The sequence below is a fragment of the Moorena sp. SIO1F2 genome, from assembly GCF_010672755.1.
Classification (GTDB): Bacteria; Cyanobacteriota; Cyanobacteriia; order Cyanobacteriales; family Coleofasciculaceae; genus Moorena.
This window is the reverse complement of sequence record NZ_JAAHFV010000072.1, coordinates 1-21,310: the sequence shown is the minus strand read 5'-3', so window position 1 is coordinate 21,310 and position 21,310 is coordinate 1. Positions and strand designations below refer to the sequence as shown.

The 21,310-nt window shown below is 44.3% G+C and carries 14 protein-coding genes; 5 read left to right on the top strand and 9 right to left on the bottom strand.

The annotated features are described in order from the left end of the window. Positions 1 to 265: 265 nt before the first annotated feature. Positions 266 to 2,110 (bottom strand): ShlB/FhaC/HecB family hemolysin secretion/activation protein, encoded by a 1,845-nt coding sequence (locus F6J94_RS11795; RefSeq protein WP_293040075.1) that lies wholly within the window; start codon positions 2,108 to 2,110, stop codon positions 266 to 268. A gap of 18 nt (positions 2,111 to 2,128) precedes the next feature. Between F6J94_RS11795 and F6J94_RS11790 the strand changes: the two genes are divergently transcribed. Further along, positions 2,129 to 2,479 (top strand): hypothetical protein, encoded by a 351-nt coding sequence (locus F6J94_RS11790; protein ID WP_293040074.1) that lies wholly within the window; start codon positions 2,129 to 2,131, stop codon positions 2,477 to 2,479. A gap of 20 nt (positions 2,480 to 2,499) precedes the next feature. Here the strand turns inward: F6J94_RS11790 and F6J94_RS11785 are convergent, their stop codons facing one another. Then, on the bottom strand, positions 2,500 to 3,327 hold the full coding sequence (locus F6J94_RS11785) for a calcium-binding protein (protein WP_293040073.1): 828 nt from the start codon (positions 3,325 to 3,327) through the stop codon (positions 2,500 to 2,502). A gap of 354 nt (positions 3,328 to 3,681) precedes the next feature. On the opposite strand from F6J94_RS11785, the gene F6J94_RS11780 reads away from it, so the two are divergent. After that, entirely contained in the window at positions 3,682 to 3,843 is a 162-nt protein-coding gene (locus tag F6J94_RS11780) for a hypothetical protein (RefSeq protein WP_293040072.1), read from the top strand. Positions 3,844 to 3,892: 49 nt separating this feature from the next. Here the strand turns inward: F6J94_RS11780 and F6J94_RS11775 are convergent, their stop codons facing one another. Next, the gene (locus F6J94_RS11775; protein ID WP_293040071.1) at positions 3,893 to 10,183 is read right to left on the bottom strand and encodes a filamentous hemagglutinin N-terminal domain-containing protein; all 6,291 of its coding nucleotides are present in this window, start codon (positions 10,181 to 10,183) and stop codon (positions 3,893 to 3,895) included. A gap of 573 nt (positions 10,184 to 10,756) precedes the next feature. On the opposite strand from F6J94_RS11775, the gene F6J94_RS11770 reads away from it, so the two are divergent. Continuing rightward, entirely contained in the window at positions 10,757 to 13,540 is a 2,784-nt protein-coding gene (locus F6J94_RS11770; protein ID WP_293040070.1) for a CHAT domain-containing protein, read from the top strand. Positions 13,541 to 13,556: 16 nt separating this feature from the next. Here F6J94_RS11770 and F6J94_RS11765 read toward each other — a convergent pair whose 3' ends face one another. Together F6J94_RS11765 and F6J94_RS11760 are read right to left on the bottom strand one after the other, a co-directional pair. Continuing rightward, positions 13,557 to 14,348, bottom strand: coding sequence for a DUF928 domain-containing protein (locus F6J94_RS11765; RefSeq protein WP_293040068.1), 792 nt, complete (start codon positions 14,346 to 14,348; stop codon positions 13,557 to 13,559). Between the two features lie 392 nt (positions 14,349 to 14,740). Beyond that, entirely contained in the window at positions 14,741 to 14,908 is a 168-nt protein-coding gene (locus F6J94_RS11760; protein WP_293040066.1) for a hypothetical protein, read from the bottom strand. A gap of 324 nt (positions 14,909 to 15,232) precedes the next feature. Between F6J94_RS11760 and F6J94_RS11755 the strand changes: the two genes are divergently transcribed. Next, positions 15,233 to 15,433, top strand: a complete 201-nt coding sequence (locus F6J94_RS11755; protein ID WP_075873588.1) for a hypothetical protein — start codon at positions 15,233 to 15,235, stop codon at positions 15,431 to 15,433. Between the two features lie 206 nt (positions 15,434 to 15,639). Here F6J94_RS11755 and F6J94_RS11750 read toward each other — a convergent pair whose 3' ends face one another. From F6J94_RS11750 to F6J94_RS11740, 3 genes are all read right to left on the bottom strand, one after another. Beyond that, entirely contained in the window at positions 15,640 to 15,765 is a 126-nt protein-coding gene (locus F6J94_RS11750; RefSeq protein ID WP_293040064.1) for a hypothetical protein, read from the bottom strand. Positions 15,766 to 16,028: 263 nt separating this feature from the next. Beyond that, the gene (locus tag F6J94_RS11745; protein ID WP_293040061.1) at positions 16,029 to 17,978 is read right to left on the bottom strand and encodes a CHASE2 domain-containing protein; all 1,950 of its coding nucleotides are present in this window, start codon (positions 17,976 to 17,978) and stop codon (positions 16,029 to 16,031) included. A 367-nt stretch (positions 17,979 to 18,345) separates the two neighbouring features. Next, a complete protein-coding gene (locus tag F6J94_RS11740; RefSeq protein ID WP_293018598.1) occupies positions 18,346 to 19,020 on the bottom strand; it encodes a response regulator transcription factor in 675 nt (224 codons plus the stop codon). A 624-nt stretch (positions 19,021 to 19,644) separates the two neighbouring features. On the opposite strand from F6J94_RS11740, the gene F6J94_RS11735 reads away from it, so the two are divergent. Continuing rightward, on the top strand, positions 19,645 to 20,250 hold the full coding sequence (locus F6J94_RS11735; RefSeq protein ID WP_293040059.1) for a Uma2 family endonuclease: 606 nt from the start codon (positions 19,645 to 19,647) through the stop codon (positions 20,248 to 20,250). Between the two features lie 36 nt (positions 20,251 to 20,286). On the opposite strand, the gene F6J94_RS11730 is transcribed toward F6J94_RS11735, so the two are convergent. Beyond that, positions 20,287 to 21,310, bottom strand: a 1,024-nt coding sequence (locus F6J94_RS11730) for a pentapeptide repeat-containing protein (protein ID WP_293040057.1), incomplete at its 5' end; no start/stop codon positions are given.

Below are 21,310 nucleotides of genomic sequence, written 5' to 3'. Positions count from 1 at the left end.
GACTTAATTACGCAATATGTATCTATTACATATTTTTTACGTTGCCTACTTATTGTTAGACAGTATCTTTCTACAACAAATTATTGCTTATGCTTTTATTATAGCACATATAATGAAAGCCGTCCTAGAAGGACGGGGCTTTAAACCCAAAATTTTCGGTAACCCGAATTTAAAAAGGGTGTTATGGGTTGTTTAGCACATTAGTATGGAGGAATTTCAGTGAAATGCGATCGCATAGACTTTTGCTCAAAACTCAGCTGCGAACCTACAGCTGATAGCCCAATGAAAAGTGGAAACCATTCTCTTGTAGGGAATTTCCTCGGTTGTTGACCTCAATCAACGGGATACCATAGTCTAGGCGCAAATCTAAACCTGAGATAATTTGCGATCGCAAACCTACTCCCAAGCTAGCAATGGTGGCGGGGTCAGGGTCAGGATCTAGATTATTCCAAGCTGTACCGATTTCAAAAAAAGGGGCTAGTTGTAGTTTGCTAGGGTCTGAGGTGAGAGGGATGCGGAGTTGTACCGAACCCAGGATACCGTTATCAGCAACCAGTTGGTTTTGTCGATAGCCTTTGATTGTATCCACGCCACCGATACTGAAGCGTTCTAGGGAGAGCAAAGAATCTGGGGTTAACTGAGCATTAATTTGTGTGATCAGGGTCGTTCTCGGTGACAACTGTTGTACCAATTGGAATTGTCCCAACCAGCTGAAGAATCGCCCGTCAGTCCCAGTGTTGTTGATAGTTGCATCAAAGGCACCCAACCCAAAACTAAACTGAGAGCGAGCAGCTAATATGCGACTAGGGCTACTACGGTCTATCCAATCTTGAGAAAATCGCAATACCGTTACCTTGGATTCGCCGTCTTCTGGGCCAACTGAGAAAGAAAAAGGTTCCCCGAGTAAGAAGGTTTGACTGCGACGCAAGTCTAGGGCTAAACTCAGAGCAAATTCACGTTCTGGGGAGCGGAATATGGGTTGGCGAAAACTGACAGAAAAGGTGCGAGTTTCGCTTTCGATATCAAACTCCTCGAATTCATCTTCGATAATGCCGCTGTCGCTGTTGTTGTAGCGTACACTAAGGGTGCCATTGTAGGGATTGAGGGGGATAGAATAGTTGATATCGTAGAGGTCTAGCCCTTCGGTAAAGCTGTATTGAGTGGTGAAGCGATCGCCAAAACCCAAAAGATTATCATGGGCAACAAACAGCCTGGTTTGTAGAGAACCAATGCTGGGAGATTGGTTGTTGGCGGTAGAAATACCAGCGTGAAAGGCAGAGGCTTCTTTGAGTTTGACTTGCAAAATATTGCTACCAGAGCCACTTCCTGCAGTTAACTCCGCATCCACTTGATTGAGCAAAGGGTCAAGTTGCAGCAGTTTCAGGGCTTCTTCTAAGCGGCTTCGATTTAATGGTGGGTTAGTGGCCACTTCAAGGCGACTGCGCACATATCCTTCCCGCAGACGGTTTAATCCCTCCAGTTCAATCCGTTCTAAGTCACCCTCAACCACCTGGATTTTCACAACACCTTTCCTAAAGTCTTGGACCGGCAAAAATGCGCCAGAGGTGATGTAACCATTTTTAATGTAGAGCTCAGTAATGGCAGAACGCAGTTGAAGCAACTCCTCAAACCTTACTTCACGGTTCTCATATTGGTTTGTTTTATCTGCAATTTCTTCTTGCAAAACCGTATTTCCCAACACCTCCACTTCTGTGACAAAGAATGGCACAGTGGATGGAGTTGTAACTTCAGGGAGTTGGGGAGAGGAAGGAATTTCCAGACTTGGATCCGGTGGTGATGCTGGAGATTCTTCAGGAACAGGAGGAGGTAAATCGGATGGGGTGGGAATGGTTTCCTGAATTCTTTCAGGGGTTTCGGTGGGAAGGTTAACTCCTGGGGGTGGAGTAGACTGAGCCACTGCTCCCATAGTTAGGCTCACGATGGGAATAATGCTAGAGCCTGAAATTACAATAATCGATTTCAGTGTATGATACATAGTTTCAGCTTTGTTAGCATTGCTGAATCTTCGGATGAATAAGAGTGGGGTGGGCATCCTGCCTGCCTGGGAATTGTAACGGGCAAGATGCCTGTTCGGAAATGAAACAGGCAAGATGCCTGTTCCACTAAGATGCCCGAGGCCGGAAACAGGCAAGATGCCTGCTCGGAAATGAAACAGGCAAGATGCCTGCTCGGAAATGAAACAGGCAAGATGCCTGTTCCACTAAGATGCCCGAGGCCGGAAACAGGCAAGATGCCTGTTCCACCAAGATGCCTGGGAATGAAACAGGCAAGATGCCTGTTCCACCAAGATGCCCATGCCACAAAACTATTAAAATTATCCCGTATTTATAGCACTACGTATTCAGAGGACATTGATACAAGCTCAAAAGCGGTTTTAGTCAACTTTTGTATGCATGGCTCTTGCCTTGGGCGTAGTGCTATATCTATCCCAATGCTTCCCCCAACCCCGAGAGGCTAAAGGTGTTTTTGGAAAGAGTTTTAAACGAAGTTAAAGTCCCAATAAATCACAACATTAGTGGTGTCTTCTACTACACCGATAAGATCGTTATTATAGCACTTCTCATAGTCATGAGGTACAAAATCCTTGGTGTTAGGGAGCAGGGACTTCGGAGCAGGGAGCAGGGAAGAGAGAAGAGGCAAGAGGCAAGAGGTAAAAAATCCTGTGTACCTCATAGCTATAAGACAAGAGGTAAAAAATCCTGTGTACCTCATAGCTATAAGAAACGCTATATAGTAAATCAAGGTATCCTTTGCACTGCTGCCAGACCAGTTTTGGAAGCTCAGTGAGTAGTCACTGGAACTACCATAAACCTGGAACTTATCTCCCTCAGACCAGTAGAAGTCGGTAATTGTGGTATAATTGAGGCTGTCATAGCCGGAACTGCCACTTAAGTAATCGTTTCCAGAGTAACCTAGAAGGGTGTCGTTACCTGAGCCACCATAGATATAGTCATGGCCAGTCCAGCCATCCAGATAGTCGTTACCACTCTGACCGTAGAGCTTATCGTTGCCGCTATTACCATATAAATTATCGTGTCCATAGTAACCAAAAAGGGTGTCGTTACCTGAGCCACCATAGATATAGTCATTGCCAGTCCAGCCATCTAGATAGTCGTTAGCACCCTCACCGTAGAGGTTATCGTTGCCGCTATTTCCATACAAAGTGTCGTTCTTCGGACCGCCAATCAGGGTATCATTGCCGCCATTACCCGTCATTGTCCAAGACTTCCATTTCAAGAATATCCACCAACCTTCCTTGTGCGCTTGAAAGTAATTGTTAGCATTGTTACCGATGTAATTTCCCATGGTTTTTACTCCTGAGAGAATTTAATTGTGTAACTTCAAAGGGTTATATTCAGTCAATAAATTCTAGATAAACCCAATGTCTAAGCCTTAAATTTTGCTACAATTTGGTCGTTTAGTGTGCAAAAAAAACAAATTAGTTAGAGATAATTTGTTCAGCAACTGTATTAGCTTGTTGCTTAATTTTCATAATAAAATTAAGTCTTTTATAATTCATTAACCTTATCTACCAATGTGATGACTTGGATAACCAAGACTCATGGCAAGATTTAGTCAGTGGGATTGCTGAAAACTACATATTGGTAATCAAAAAGAGAGGCTCACTGGATTAGAGCCTCTCTCCCCTTGTCTACCAAGATGATGCCGAAAATTTGGACAAGACCTGGGTACAATTCAGTCAGTGGGATTGCTGAAAACTACATACTGCTGATTGAAGCGTTTACCCTGTTGGGTGGTGCGTTACGGGACGGACTATCCCAATACTGGCTACTGAGAAAATCAGGGCTCGCCCGTCCCTAACGCACCCTACGCACTCAAACCTTTTGCCCAAAATTCCTAACCCCCAGCCTCAAGAACATTCCCGCCCCATCACTAGGCGTCCATTGGGCAGTTGATACACCCCGGTTGCTTCAACAATTGGGTCACCCTTTTGCCAAGGACGAGAGGCACTCTCACTTGGTACCGTGCGTACCTCTCCAGTGGGATAACGTGAAACTGAAGCATCCCCAGGGCGGGTGGGTAAGTTACCACCACCGGTAATAATGAATTTTCCCTCTTGTTCACTGGTTCGGACAATGCAGCTATTGGCTAGTAGATTGTCGGTGTCAATCTGATTGTCCGGTAACTCTGTCAGGCTGTTTTCGATAAAATCGAGCTTGGGTAAAGTGATAACCCCATCGACTGCCCCACTAGCATTGATATCGACTCGGTTATTATTATCTAAAGTGGCTGGATCAGTGCCTTTTGGTGCTGGACGGAAGGCAAAGCCGAAGAAGATGGGGGTTGTGAACTTAATATTGCCTCCTCGGCCATCACGGGCAAAGGCTAGGATGTCACTGTCAGCAAAGGCAATGAGTGAGTCAGTGGTGATGGTGATATTGCCCCCGTTGTCAGCACCGCTGAAGACACTGGTGGTAATGTCACTGTCACCCCGTAGCCTAATATTTTTGGCTGTGATATCGATAGCACCTCCGGCAGATTGAGTGGTAGCAGTAATGATATTGCCGTCAGTAGCTTTTAACATGTCTGAGACATTGATATTGATGTTGCCAGCGTCGCCTTCTCCCTGACTTTGGGCAGTTATCTCTGCACCATCCTCAAGGGTTAGTTTTCCAGTGGTAATCTCTAAGTCTCCAGCCTCTGCAGTTGAGCCTAAAAGTGCTGCTGTAAACACACCACTGGGGACTGTGCCATCCGCTGAGGTGCCAATCACTTCTACTGATTCTGAGGCATTGATGGTTATATTTCCTCCTTTACCTCGATTTGCGGTTGCTGCGCCAATGCGTGAACCACTGCGGATGCTGAGTTGGTTGGTTGTAATATCTATATCCCCGGCATTTCCGGAAGCATTAATAGAAGTAGCAACAGGACCAGTAATTGTATCTGCCGAAATTACAGCTCCCTCCTCAAGAGTTATTCTGCCAGAATTTAAAAATAAGTTTCCTGCATCACCATGTCCGAGAGTAGCAGTCGCTATGCCTGCCTGACCTTGAATCTCGATAGACTCGGTAGCAGTTATACGTAACTCTCCGCCTTTTCCCTCAGGCAAGGTACCTTGTGCATCATTTTCGTCACTTAAAACAGGTCCTGAGATAATTCCAGCTCCATTCTGAATGACTAAACTACGAGTAGTAAGGCTTAAAGTACCACCATCACCAGTCCCAAAAGTTGCTGTTGTCAAACCTGTAGCAGTTTGAGCTGCCTGGCGAATTGAGTTTGGGTCTAGAGGGTCAGGATTAAATACTATTGATTGATTGCCCCTTAGTATAACAGACTCGGAAGCATTGATGGTTAAGTTCCCTGCTTTGCCACTGCTACGTGTTTCTGTCCCTATTCCAGTATACCTATTCAATTCAGGTCGGTCATTTTGTACAACCAATTGCTGAGTATTAATGGTTGCGTTGCCAGCATTGCCAGTCCCATATGTCTGGACAAGCAATTTACTACCATTGGTTATATTGATGGAATCAGAGGCATTAATGTTGAGATCTCCTCCCAAGCCATCTCCACGAGTTATCGTCGATACTCTCGTCCCAGTAAAGGAAACGGATTGAGCCTTGATATTAATGTCACCAGCCTTAACAGAGCCACGAGTTTCGCTAATAATGCGCTGATTTTTTGCTATGATTGCACCGTTGCTATTTAACGTAATATCACCCCCTGCAACATCGCGACCACGAGAATCAAGAGAACCAAGGTTAAGGTCACCGTCAGCAGACAGGGTTATCGCTCCGCCACTGCCAGAGGAAGATGTCTTGAGAATACCTGCCGTAGTATCGATACTACCATTGGTGCTGTTGAGGGTAATCGAGCCACTGGGATTAGAAATATCCTGAGTATTAATGTCTCCGATGGCCTTGAGTATCAAGCTTCTTTCTTGATTGGAAGGGTCTATATCACTAAGGCTACCGCTTTGTGCGATCGCACCACCAGAAGTAATTGTTACATTACCAGCATAAGTTGAGTTGAGTAAGTTGGTAGAGTCACTTTCGTTGATTGAGATGTTACTCCCTTCAAATTTAAGATTCCCAAACTGATTCTCTGAGTTGTTGAGAGTAATATTGCCATTCTTAGCATTAAAGCTAGCAGTACCGCTAACATTTAGAGAACCATTTTGGATAATTTCGGGAGTACCTGTATCGAGGCGAGTTGGGGGTGCCTCAGTATTTATTCTCAATACGCCGCCAAAGGAGTTTCCAGATTGAGCTAATTCAATCGCTGTACTTTCGTTAAAGGCTTCATTGTTGTTGAAAGTCAGTCTTTTATCTAAGCTGTTCACCGTTAGATTGCCAGAGATAGTTTCGGCATTTAGGGTGATCAGTCCCACGTCAGTGATAATCACATCCCCATTGGGCAAGGTTCTTCGAGGCAAAATATTATTGTTGCCAGTAGGGTCTATATTTTCACTAGGAGCGTTTGGATCAGTGTTCCCTGCTACTTGTAAGATTTCCCCAGGAGCTTGGAAAATTGGTCCAGTAGAGTTAATCGTAAAATCACCACCAATCAGGGAGTTACCGATGATGCTGGCATTACTGTTAGTAATTGTGACATTGCCAGCGTTGGGGAGGGTAGTGGTGAGGCTGGTATCTCCTACAACAGTTAATGATGCTCCTATATCTTGAGTAATCATGCCTCCAGAGGTTAAGTTCAAGTTACCAGTGGCAGAGGAAGTGATCAGATTTGTCCCGTCACTCTCACGGATAGAGACATCATTACCGGTGAAGGCAAGATTACCAAACTGATTAGCTGGTTCATTGAGACTAATATTGCCAGTGTTGGCGTTGAAAGTAGCGGTACCACTGACAGTTTGAGGTCCAGTTTGAATAATGCCGGGGGTACCTTCCAACAAGATGGCATCGGTGGTGGTGTTAAACCGGAGGGTACCGCCAAAGGAATTGTCTTGATTAAGAGTGATGGCAGGGTTATCCAGAACCTGGTTAAAACTGACAACGGCTGCTGGTAGGCTATTTACTGTCAGGTTACCTGTGACGGTGTTGGCCTCTAGGTTAACTGTTCCCACCTGAGTAATAATCAAATCCCCATTGGGTCGGAGAGTCTCTTGAGAAAAGTCACCGATAGTGTTAATTAGGGGTTGGCTACCTCCCCCATTGACTGAGATCTCTCCAGCGACTTGCAAGGGTTCGCCGGGAACTTGAGTAATTGGTAGACCAGAGTTGAGAGTGAAGTTGCCCCCAATAATGGAGTAACCAACAGTGGTAGGTTTAGTGTTGGTAACACTAACATTACCTGCATTGGCTAGAGTGCTTGTGAATAAGGCATCCCCATTCACAAACAGACTGCCGCTAGTTTGGGTAATGGTACTCCCTAAAACAGTAAGATTACCACTACCTGTATTGATGTCATTGTTAAAGGTAATGTCGCTACCGGCAATGAAGGTCAGGGGGTTATTGTTAGTGTTAATGGCTCCAGTTAAGGTAATGTCGCTACCGGCAATGAAGGTCAGGGGGTTATTGTTAGTGTTAATGGCTCCAGTTGTTGTAATTGTCCCGCCTGTAACTGGAGTTTGAATCGTAGTAGGACTGTTGAAGGCAGCAGGCAAAATAGCGATCGCACCGCTGCTGTTGTCTCGCCCAATCAGAATCTGGGCAAACCCCTTTTGTAATGTGTTGAGTTCGCTGCTGTCTAAATTTAAGCGGGCATCAGTAGTAGTGCCACCGATAGTGATGCCCAAAGTAGGGTCAAGGGGCTGTAGCTGAAGGCGGCTGGTGCCTGTAATTTTAGCCAGATTACTAAGGATAGTAATTTCATCAGCGGTGAGGGTGATGTTTCCAGTCCCAATAGCTTCAATTGCACCTTCATCACCAAAGAAAATCCCCTCACTGTTATTGCCAATGCCCCTAATAATGCCCTCTAGGGTAATGTTTCCAGTTCCAGTAGTTCGCACTACGCCACCGCCGGCTGCACCTAACCAAATACCGTAATGTCTAGTTCCGGTTCCTCTGCTAATTCCTCTCAAGAGGATATCGCCATCTACGGATGTCACTCTAGTGTTGGAACCTAAAACAACGATTCCTTGATCCCCGTCCGACCTGGTTCCACCATTTCCACCAGTTCCATTCAGGGAAATGCTTCCTGTTCCGGTGGATTCTACCCGACCGCCACGTACAATCGAAATGCCCTCGTTGCCAAACCCAACATTACCGGTTGCGTTAGTAGTACCTGTTATTTCGATAGAGCCTGCTCCAGTGGATTGTACCAAGCCTTGATTGTAAATATAAATGCCGTGGTTAAGATCTCCATTACTTGGAGCTGCTGTACCTCTGAGGGTGATATTTCCATCTTTTCCACTCACTCTGGAACCATTACCATCAATTAATATGCCTTGATTCTCAGAAGTTCCAGCAGCACTTGTTCCCTCCAAAGTGATGGCTCCAGTACCCGTTGATTGGATCACACTGCCAGAGTTAATGACAATACCTGTATTGCCGCTTCCAGTGCCGTTTCCAGTACCTGTTAGCCTAATATCCCCATTTTCTGAACTAATGAACGTGTTTTCTGTAACATCAACCCCAATACTATCATCCCCTCCGATTCCACCATTGCCAATTAGAGTAATATTCCCTAACCCACTGGTTTCTAATCGACTCTCGAGCAGAGTAATGCCATGATTATTAGTGTTGTTACTACTATCCCTTCCCCTACCTACCAAGTTAATACTGCCATCTTCAGCATTAATGCGGCTAAAACCAAGAAAAATGCCCTCTCTACGAACTTGACTTCCTTTGCCTGAACCTATGAAATTTCCGCCATTAGTATCAATCGTGGCATTAAAAATACCAATAGCGCCTGCTCCGCTATTGTCACTATCAGCCAACAGCTCTATATTCAACTGACCGCTATTGGAAGTAATATCAGCGTTGAGAAAAATATCGTTTTCTGCCTGCAAGGTAAGAGTTGCGTCTCCACCTGCTGTCTTGCGAATTGGTGCATCATTATTCTGAGTAATGTTACCTTGATCAGTGCCACCGATACTTGTTGAAATTGTGACGTTGGTGCCCCTATTCAGGGCAGCATTAATATTAGCAACATCAACTGTATTCGTACCAATAGCACCGCCACCATTGGCGAGTGTGATATCAGTGGGATCGATTAACCAAGTGCCACCACTGCCATTAGGAGCACTAGCATCGGGAGTACTGGTGAGATTAAGAAACTGTTTGCCAGAGGTTTCAATAAATCCCCCATCACCGGAAACAGTTCCTCCCCTTGCTGTAAGGGTTCCGTGAACGGTTGCTGTCTGATCTGCCCAAACAATCACCTTGCCCCCATCCCCATTGGTCAAGGCATCGGCATTAATCGTTACATCGGAGCCAACAAAGGTATGTACTGCATTGGGAACGGTGCCATTACCCTGAAAGTCTCCCCCAATCAATACTGTACTGCCACCGGTGTCAGAGGAGACATCAATTCGGGCATTATCCAACAAGCTAACCTGATTTCCGAGAACCTCAACCCGGCCACCAGCTGCTGTCAGGGAGCCAGTGCTAGTTACCGTACCACCGGATAAGCTGAGCGTTTGTCCCGAACCAACTGCCAAATTCCCAGCATTAGCGATCGCACCAGCTTGATTCGTCCCATATTGCAATCCCAAAGGCACACTCACCGTTAACAACGAGGAATTGTCCGGATTGGCACTAAAGGATGACCCATCCCCAAAGGTTATAGAATTCGCTGTACTCGCCACAAACGAACCCTGAATATCCAGTTGCGCATTCGCTCCAAAGATAATCCCATGGGGATTCAGTAAAAATAGATTAGCAGCACCATCCACTCCCAAGGTGCCCAAAATACTTGAGGGATTAGTGCCAGTCACCCGTGAAATAATATTTTCAATCCCTGCTGGATTAGCAAAATAAACCCGTTGTAACTCCTCAACATTAAAATCAGTAAAACTGTGGAACAGATTTGCCCCTCGTTCTGCTCCACCTTCAATCAAATCTGCTAGCCCTCCCCTAACCTGAGCATCAGGCGTAACCCGAGAACTTTCAGCCCCTAAAGTCGTATCTGGTGTCACCTCAGCCAAGGCTTGATGTTTATCAAAGGGAAAAAACACACCGAGCGTTAAGCAACTGGCTACTTTCAATAAGCCACAGCAACGACCCGAAGATTGATTAACCATGGAATTTTTCTCCTTGCTGTAAGCATTCAGCGGTCAGCGGTCAGCGGTCAGTAGTCAGTGGTCAGTAGTCAGTAGTCAGTAGTCAGCGGTCGCTAATCGCTGTTCGCGTAGCGTGCGCGTAGCGCTAATCGCTGATAGCTGAAAGCTGAATGCTTAAAGCTGATAGCTGAAAGCTGAATGCTTAAAGCTGAATGCTGAAAGCTGATAGCTGAAAGCTGAATGCTTAAAGCTGAATGCTGAAAGCTGATAGCTGAAAGCTGATAGCTGAAAGCTGAATGCTGAAAGCTGAATGCTGAAAGCTGATAGCTGAAAGCTGATAGCTGAAAGCTGAATGCTTAAAGCTGAATGCTGAAAGCTGAATGCTTACTTTACTTTTTTGCTACCTCAGAAGGAATTATAAGGTATTCGGTTAACCTATCAGCTAACTATTCCTACAAACTTGATTGCCAATATAAGCAAGGGTAATTGCGCAATTCGGCAATTATTATTGTCAGCAACTAAATAAGCTTAGTTGCAGCTTTAGGGTGATAATTAATCTAAGTTTTCCAGAGCAGTTACAGAGCAGTCCTAGTGATGTCCAGAAAACCTAAATCCAGGAGCGATCGCTTTTTAGGAATACTATTTCTGTTTAGCCTTACCGTTTGTATAGGGCTAGGTCATCTTCCCTCAATCGCTCAACCAGCTGAACCGGGAAATATGGCAAGCCCCCAGCCTGCCAACCCCAGTCAACTCGTGCAAAAAGGGGTTGAGTATTACCAAGCCGGAGATTATCAAGCTGCCATAGAGCTCTGGCAAAATGCCTTGACGCTCTACCAACAGAGCAACAACTATACCAATAGCGCAATTGTCCGGGAAAATCTGGCCAGAGCCAATCAAAAGATTGGTCACATCCAGGAGGCAATCAGTAATTGGGAGCAAGCCATCCTTGACTATCAACAGCTAAGGAACTGGCAACAAATGGGGCGAATGAAAACAGAACTGGCTCAAGCCTACAATAGTTTTGGACAACCGAGAAAAGCTCTGGCGCTGCTATGTGGAGCCCCTAATACTGATGAAAATTCTAAAAACAAACCCAGTTGTGTCCAAGACAGTGCCTTGAAAGTTGCTCGCGCTCATCAGGATTGGAAGGGAGAGGCTGCTGCTTTGGGAAGTATGGGAAATGCCTATCTTCTCAGAGGGGATTATGACCAAGGGATTGAATGTTTACAGACTGGTTTAGGCATTGCTGAAAAAGTTGAGTTTGATATCAGCCCCCAACGCACAAAAGACTGTACAATAGATAAATTGGGCAAAAATTACACAGTCAAGATTCTCGCCGATAGTCCCTATCGCAGTTCATTTCTTAACGACCTAGGAAATGCTTACTTGAGCAAAGCTCAACGTTGGGAGCGCTGGGCTAGCTCTGCCGAACAGCGGGGAGCGAAAGAAACAGAAAATCAATTTAGAAAAAATGCCAACAATAATTACAATCAAGCTCGGGAAGATTTTCAGGAAAGTCTCAAACTAGCTCGCACTCAAAATCACCAACCTGCTCAAATGCGAGCATTGCGCAATTTGATTCGACTGTCCTACCGCCCTCAAGAATCAATATCAATAGAGGCGCGAAACCAATGGATTCAAGACGCTCAGGAATTGTTCAACGAACTACCGGATTCTCAGGACAAAGTCTACGCAGCCATCGATTTAGCTAAACTGGAGCAACCGATGACTGTGGTTACTGACACGTCCCAACACAATTCCTGTGGCAAACGTCAGCTAGAAGCAGAGACTGAAACACTCCTCAATCAAGCCATCTCAATTGCTCAACGCATTAAGGACTACCGTTCTGAGTCTTTTGCATGGGGTGAATTGGGTCATCTCTATTACTGCCGCCAAGACTATCAAAACGCCCTAGACTTCACTCAAAAGGCATGGTGGATGGCTGACCAAAATCTATCCGCAAAAGATAGCTTGTATTTGTGGCAGTGGCAGCTGGGTCAAATTTTCCAAGACCAAGGCAAGGAAGATGAGGCCGTTAATGCTTATAAAGAAGCGATCGCTACCTTAGAAGGTTTTGAAGGTGAACAGGGTAAAAGTGAACAGGGTATCCGAACCGAAATTCTGATTGCTCAGCGAAACTTACAATTTGACTTTCGGGATACCATTGAGCCTCTGTACCGCGAGTTTGCTCAGCTAACACTCAAGCGTGCCGATTCATTATCCTCTGACTCTGAGCAGTACCAGACAGAGCTGAATTCTGCCCTAAAAACCGTTGATTCCCTGAAACTAGCAGAGCTACAAAATTACTTCGGGAATGATTGTCTTTTAACACTCTTCAACCAGAAACAAATTGATGAGCTTGTCACAAAAGACACAGCCGTCTTTAGCTTTATGATTCTGGAAGAGAAAGCTGCTATTATGGTTAGTCTACCAAACGGCGATAAGAGGTTAAAAAAGTTTAAGTTGTCACAGGTCGATAGTCAAAGGCTAATCAAAGAAGTCAACGACTTCCGGACAAAAATACAGGAATCTTATGACATCACTAAAGCTTTCTTAACACCAGCAAAGAACCTGTATAACTGGCTGATTGCTCCATTTGCCTCTGATTTAGAGTCAGCGCAGATAAAAACACTCGTGTTTATTCAGGACGGCATCTTGCGTAGCATTCCCATGGCGGCACTCTATGATGGTAAGGAATTTTTGGTAGAAAAATATGCCATTGCCACAACTCCCAGTCTTACCCTAACCAATCCCCAAGCCTTGAACCGTCAAGAACTAGCAGCACTGGCTTTGGGATTAACTCAACCAGCGCTCATTGATGGTGAAAGTTTCAGTAAACTGGAAAACGTCCGTAAGGAAATCGAAAACGTCAAAGCTCAATTCCCAGCAAGCAAAACCCTGTTGGATGAGCAATTTACCCGCAAGAGCTTGCAGCAAGAACTCCAACAAACAGTTTACCCAATTCTTCACATTGCCACTCACGGTAAGTTCGGCACAATTCCAGAGGACACTTTTTTAGTCACAGGTAATAATCAAAAGCTCACAATCACTGAGCTAGAGAAAGACATCCGCCGCTTAAGTCGTGGATCTAAACCAGTAGAGTTGCTTGTGCTTACCGCTTGTCAAACTGCTACAGGAGACGACCGTACAACTCTAGGTCTAGCTGGTATCATTGTACAAGCTGGTGTCAGAAGCGCCCTAGCTTCCCTTTGGTATATTCCAGATAACGATACTTCAGAGTTAGTCACTCAGTTTTACCATAACCTCCAATCGGGAATGAGCAAAGCAGAAGCTCTCAAAGAAGCTCAAAAGGATATGATTCCAAAAAGGCACCCCGCCCATTGGGCACCATTCATCATCATTGGTAATTGGCTGTAGAGCGGGGTTCACTGGATTATCGGGCAACGTTAGCAATGTCGATCAAGTACCCCATCCGTTTTTCAATCGATTCCCGCTCCTCTTCAGTCAATTCTTGTGATGGTTTTGGTTTTTCCCACTTGGCCAGGTCTTCCAACAGAGCAGATGCCACTTCTCCAAGTTTCGACTCTTCAGCCAGTTTGAGGGCTTCATCTAGTGCGTTGTACCAGAAACCAGCCTCAGCATAGAGATCTGCTTTTTCGGCGCTATCGACTGCATTGTCAAGTTTGTCTTGCAAATCTGGCGGCATCTCCACAACCTCTATTTGTACTCTGTCTACTACAGCACTTGATGGGTAACTAGGATCACAAAGGATTACAACTTGCCAGAAATAGTCTTTGCCCACTAAGAGCCCTGGTTCACCTTCTGGAAAGGGGGATAGGGTCATAATCCCTGGTGAACTCTGCAATGACATGCTATGGACTTCTGTGAAGTTACCATCTGAGCCACGGCTGTAGATGGTGAATTTCAGCTTTAAGGATTTGGAGTCAGGCACAAACCAAGCAAATGTTGGATGGGTAGAAGTGGTTCGCCCAACATAATTTTGAGAGGCAAGAACCGTTAACGGTATATCTCCTCCATCACACCCCCTAGTCGTTCCCGAATTCGTTCTGGTCTCTTTATCGGGAGTTTTTTGATCCTCAGGAGGCTTATACTCAGCTCTAGCTACAACTGCCGGAGTTGCCACCAGCGCTAAACTCAAGACACAACCAGTTACTACTCTAACGTTAATGGGTTTGTTAAAAAGCCCCACAATTTCAGCCATCATAATATTGATTGAGTAGACGCTTATTTAATTAAGACCATACTACGAATAGGGTAGCCATGACTGGATGCTTGCTACCAACTTTATGAAAAATATCAGAGAAATGGATAACTTGCTTTGGTAATATTAATTGCTGAAAACTACACAGCTAAAGGCGTTTATATTTGAGTTGTGAACATATTTCCAAAGGCCAAGAGGCAAAAGGCAAGAGGAATCCCCCCTAACCCCCCTTAGTAAGGGGGGCAGGCAAGAGGGGAAAGATATCCGGAGTTTTATTGTCCAAAAAAAAAAGACATCCTAGGTTTACATCTCATTTATAATGCCTATATAACAAAACAAAAAGACAAGCTCAAAAATCCATTAGCTCGTAGGGTGCGTTAGGGGCGGACTTGCCCTTATTTTTCACTTCGTAGCCAGGGTTGAGATAGTCCGCCCCGTAACGCACCACCAAAAGCCTCTGATTTGGCGTTGCTTAATAATGGAATGATTTTAATAGTTTTCTGGAATGGGCATCTTGCGTGGAACTGGCATCTTGTGTAGAACTGGCATCTTGCCAGTTTCATGCTTATTTCCTTGCGGGCAGGATGCCCACTCTACTCCTATTCATTCCTAAATTCAGCAACGCCTCTGATTTTTAATCTCGAGCGCCAGAGTTGAGATAGTCCGCCCTGTAACGCACCACCAAAATGCTCGCTGTATAACTCATAGTTATGAACAACGTTGTACTAGTTTAAAATTAGCATTTGCGTAGCGTATATTTCAGAATATCGCTGATTTTTTATTAATCCTAAAACCCCCCAAAAAAAAAATCTAAAAACCCTTGACAAAGTCAGTTATAATCATTACAATAATCATTGTATAAACACAATGAGTTCACTTTTTTATCCATGTCACGAAAATTTCGCCAAAACTTCAAGAAACAACCTGCTCAGCACACCTTGAAAGGGTCTCGTGAAGCAGTAATTTATAGTATGCAAATGCTTTATTCACTAGGCTATGCCGAGATTGCGGAATGGACTCCTCTGGAGCCGACCGACGTTCCCGGGGAAGTGATGACGACAATAACTAAGTATTGGCTGTTGCCGTAACACCTTGTCTTGATGCAGTCGCTCATGGGGGAAACCCCCAAGACCGCGCTGCATCGCTAAATTTCTGGGGGGGTTTCCCCCCCTAGCAAAGGTCAATCAGATCGAATCACATCAGGTTCCGTTTGGGAACTCAGTGACATAGCGATTTCAAGGAACTTATTGTGGAGTTGAAATAGCCGTGGATAGTATTTCTACGGCTATTTTTTTTATTTTTGATACTTATAGAAAAAGAGAATTGAGAATTGAGAATCGGGGAACGGGAATCGGGAATCGGGAATCGGGAATCGGGAATCGGGAATTGGGAATTGGGAATCGGGAATTGGGCTCTCCATGAGCGACTGCATCAAGAAATCATAAAAGTTCCTCTGGTCAGGAAAATTTGGAGAGACTTTAGATTTATTTAGTTTGAGCCGGTGGTGCGTTACGGGGTGGGCTATTTCAACGCTGGCAAAGAGGCGGAAAATCAGGGCAATCCCACCCCTAACGCACCCTACGAAAATTTACTTTAGATTTATTTAGGGGCTTATTCCCAGATCCGCTGTTCCCGATTCCCGATTCCCGATTCCCGATTCCCGACTTCTGCAAGAAGTCTATTTTAGAATTTTTTGATATATTTCAAACCTTTCAAAAAAAGAGTTTTAAAGCCATAGCTAACTTTGGCAAAACTCCAGTGACGACCTGTTAGATGCCAGGTTAACTCGCACAGAGTTCCGTGGGGAGAAAGGGGCTCTCGTTTAAATGTTCCTCCTAGTTGTTTCGCCAGATTTTTACATTGTTTTGTTCCTCGGTTTTCAGAGGATGAACAGATGCCAGAGCCATTATCTTTAAGACTCAGAGTGTACCATTCATCATGTAGCTTACCAATGGCACTAATACGAGTTACTCCTTTAGCATGTTTCCCGACATTGCACAAAGCTTCTTCCAGAAACTGGCAGAGTTTTCGCTTTTGCTCAATAGTTAAATATTGTTCCGGTATCGGCTCAAATTTAAGAACTTTAAGCTTGAGGGTCTCAAAACAAGGAAGATTCCGTTCCAGCGTATCTCTACAGACTTCATATAAAAGCTTACTTATTGGGCGCTTCAATGACAGTTTTAGGTTACTTCCTAGACGGATAGTTTCTTCTTGAGTCGGAGTTTCTTGTTTGAGGTATTCTGAAATCTCCCATATGTCATCCTTGATAGTTTTAAGTTTCAACAGCAATTCGTCTTGTGGCAAATCCTGGTTTTGAATGCGGGTAATAATGTAGGCTAGTGTTTGCATTGGACCATTATGAATGAGATTAAATGTTTCCTCGATAGTCCCTTGGCGCACATTGATCTGAGACCTCAAAGCCTGGTCATAGTGATAGAAAGCAGGAAATAGTAAACTATTTATGACTAAAATTAACAACGCTGGTGCTACTGGAATCCACCAGCCCCAAACTAGGAACACATAACCAACTCCAACTAGTGCGAAGCTGGCAACCCCAACACCAAACAGATTTTTGAATGGGGATTGAGTGAGCCGACCAAGACCCATGGCCAGAAAACCCCAACCTAAAATCCATAGATATTCCCAGGGATCTGACCAAGTTCTTAAAAGCGATCGCTTATCCAGAACGGCACTGAGAATTTGACTAGTAGCATGGGCATGAAATTCCACCCCATAGATTTCTCCAGGAGGGTTCAAACCCTTGATGGCAGTGGTATTGACAGTGTCTTTGATGCTGGGAGTAGTGACTCCAACAATAACAATGCGATCGCGAATCCAACTTGAATTAAATTGCCCTGTTTCGATATCCCTCACAGATAAGCGTCTAAACGGTTTGCGACCACTGCGAAAATTGAGCAGCACTTGAACTCCAAAGTGATCAGTGCCCACATATCCACCGGAATTGGTCAAAAAGCGAGGTAGCTCAGTCTCACCAAAGCGCATAGTAAGGCGATCGTGAATGCCATTTTCAAGTTCAATCTTTTCCCTCTCAGCACCCAAATAAGCTTTCGCCAGCAGTAAAGCCAGGGAGAATACATATTCTTTCCTAGTTTCATCCCTATACATCCCAAGAATACTGCGCCTGAGCTTGCTATCTTGATCTGGAATAACATCTGAGAAACCAATCCGTTCCGGGGGAAATCCGGGTGGTGGCTTAATTTTAGTTGGTAATACTTTTTCAATGGCAATGAGATTCTTGATATCCTCAAAGGTTTCAACCAGTTGCTCGTGACCTGGCTCAACTGGTAGATCCCGAACAATATCAAGACCAATTGCTCTGGGTTTGTAGGTTTGCAATCTCCGCAGCAGCCTTGCAATGTCTTGATCCGGTATGGGATAGGTTTCTACATCCTGGATATCCTTTTCATCAATTCCAACAATAACAACCCGTTCATCCATAGGTTCAGAAGGACGCAGGCGCAGAAAAGTATCGAGGGTGATCCACTCACTAAATTGAAGTGACCCATTGAGACGGGCTAAGATTACCAGTCCAATCACTGCAATTCCTGGCAATTCTCCTCCACGCCAGGTAGCAATTTTGTTTCTTATTTTTGGCCAAATACTTAGCAACAACAGTTTTTACCCTTGCTTAATTTACAGCGTTTTTAAGATAGCGCTTTGCGACTTTGTTAAGTATATTTTATGGTTTTTTAGGAAACAGGTAACAGGGAATAGGGAATAGATCAGTTGGCATCTAACCTAAGTTATTTATTATTGTAAATTAAGAATTGGACTTTATCTTTTTTGCCTCATTTTAATAATTAACTTATCTGCAAATCGCTATAACTATGAGGTACACAGGATTTTTTCCCTATTCCCTATTCCCTATTCCCTATTCCCTATTCCCTATTCCCTGTTCCCTATTCCCTGTTCCCTGTTCCCTGTTCCCTGTTCCCTAAAACCCAGGAATCTGTACCTCAGCCAATTGAAAACCGCTATATCAATCAATAAACCCTTCTTCTCTGGCTCGCATCTCAGTTTGAATTCGGAGATTCTTCCCGTCTTCAGGATAAACACCCAGAACGTCTCGAATTTTCGTCCAGTAGTGAACCACAGTTCGTTCACTTTTATGCATACGCTCAGCAATTGCCCTATCTTGCAATTCCTCATGAAATGCTAGGGTGAGTACCTCCAGCCACTCTGGCTTGACTTCTCCTTTGAGCATCTTTAGATCTTTTGTATGGGTTAATCCCTGCAATGCCCAGTCAACTCTAGTTAACATAACCTGACCGGAGAAACCCTTATCTACCACCGTGAAACCCCCTTTGTGCTCGTCAATCTCATCCTTAATCCGCACCAGAGCTTTGAGGTAAGTGCTGAGCACCACAAGATTGAGGTTGGGGTACTGCTTCATCACTATCTGCAAAAGTTTAATGCCCGTATCGATTTTAGCTGTATTCTCAGAGGCTTCTGGAATGGAAAGATCTACAATAACAAGGTCAAGCTGAAATCGTTCCAGTTGTTCCAGAGCGCTCTGGAACGTTTGAGCTGTTAGGATTTCCGCTTCTGGATACTTCCGTCGTAGGGTGTCGATTATTCCACCCAGCATCAATTCGTGGTCATCAACCACAAGGAGCTTCAGTTTCCCTGGCTTTGGTAAATCTTGGCTCATCATCAATTCCCTCTATGTTTCCTATTCACCATTGGAACCTATCGTTGCAATTTAGCCAACGAGGTTTTAAGACAGCCAAGTTTTTCCTGTCATCAGTCTTAAATAGGTGTAAGCATTCAGCTATCAGCTATCAGCGATTAGCGCTACCTCACAGGCTAGAAGCCTGTGCCACGCACGCTACTTGAGGTGCTATCAGCTATCAGCTATCAGCCTATGCGCTATGCGCACCCTACGCGAACAGCTTTTGAAGAAAATAGCTGACGGCTGACCGCTGACTGCTGAATGCTTACAAATAGGTAGAACCACTGCTGACTTTTTAGCTTAAAAAGACACAGATAGATAAAGCAATCCCCTTGTCTACCAAGTTGATTGCTGGTTTAAGACAATAACTGGGTAGAATTCAGTCAGTAGGATTGCTGAAAACTACATACAGCGCTACGCGCAAGTCAGAAGTTAGAAGTCAGAAGTCAAAGGTGCGCTTTCCGCATCAAGAATTAAATTCGCCACGGGTCGCACCTAAAAGTAAGCTAGAACCAAACCAAACCCCACCGGTACCAAACCGATGGGGTAGATAAATACCAGTAATTATAATAGAAGAAACTCTTTTGTGCGGGAAGTAGCTCAATCATGACAGTAGCCACCAAACCTGTTGAAACTAATCCGATTGTGCTGAAGATGCCCCCAGCATTGGACATGGATGATGATCAGTTTTTTGAATTTTGTCAGATTAATCGAGATTTACGGATTGAACGCACGTCAGAGGGAGAAATAATTGTTATGCCCCCAACAGGCAGTGGAACCGGAGGTCGAAATTTCAGTCTCAATGGTCAGTTGTGGAGTTGGGTAGAACAAGATGGCACAGGCAAGGGTTTTGACTCTTCTGCTGGCTTTAAGCTTCCCAATGGTGCGGAGCGCTCCCCTGATGCCTCTTGGGTAACCTTAGAAAGATGGGAAGCCCTAACACCTCAACAACAGGAAAAATTTGCTCCTCTATGCCCAGATTTTGTGATTGAATTGCGTTCCCCCAGTGATAGCGTCAAAGACCTCAAGGACAAGATGAAAGAGTACATGGACAATGGCGCGAGGTTGGGGTGGTTGATTGACCCCAATAATCGTCGAGTGTATATTTACCGTCCTGGTGGGGAAGTCGAGCAGTTGGACAATCCTGCTACGGTAAAGGGGGATGAGTCGGTGCTGCCGGGTTTCGTGCTGAAGCTGGGGAAAATCTGGTAGGGGCAGGAGTTATCAGCACCATCGTCACTTGTAAAATTAAGGGTTTCTCCACCCTTCAATAATTCTAATTGCTACATTCAAATATGGGTTATTAAGGAATTCTTCAATTGCTCCTTGACCACCTTCTTTGAGAGCATTAATTAGCCTTTCTTTCTTAGTTGGTGTAATGGATTTAGTAACAAAGTCTTTTTGCTCTGCTTCTGTGGCAGTAGGGTTGGTTTTCTCTAGTTGTTGGAGTAATTGCTGAATTTCTGCTGCTGCTTCAGCTAGATTTTTGTCAGCTTCCTCGTAGTTATTTTGATTAGCATAGCTTTGCTGACTACTAACAGAATCAGCTCTTTCGACATAGTTACCACCAACGTTAAACTTGGCACCACGCTGGTCACGCTTGTCAATTTTATCAATTTTAATAGTTTCTTTATCTGCCATTATTTTAATAATTTCTATTAATTGAGTATGTTTTTTACGTATATACTTTATGTCTTGACGTTTATCTTTTATTTGCTCAGATAAAAGCTTTATTTCTCTATCTTTAGCCTCTAACATTGGCTTGTATTTCGCCCAAAACTTTCGCTCGTATTCAGCTTCATCAACCTCCTCAGGGACTTTTACGCGAATAACAAAAGCACCGTCGCCTTTATTTTCTATAGTCTGTATGACTGGTAGCTCTCCTGTTTCGCTTTCTACTCGAACTCGAAGCTCTTGAAACGTTTTCAGAAAAGTCTGCCAGTCGATACCATCTTTAAAAATTAAATCGACAGTATTGGGAATTTTCTGAGCTAACTTAGCAAATTCACCCGGTTCAAAATTTCTCTCTTGGTCAGCAGGACGACGTTGAGGGTCTGGAGCCTTTTTGGTAGGTAGTTTCAGGAAAATATAATCGCAATCAATTTCAATTAATTTAGTAGTATTGCTGATTCCCCAATCTTCGATATATGCTCCCGTTAAGGTGGCTCTGGTTAAATCTGCTCCTTCTAGTAACGTTTGAACTAACTTAGCTCTGGATAAATTAGCATTTTGTAAGTTAGCTCGGTTTAAGTCTGTTCCAATAAAGCTAGCA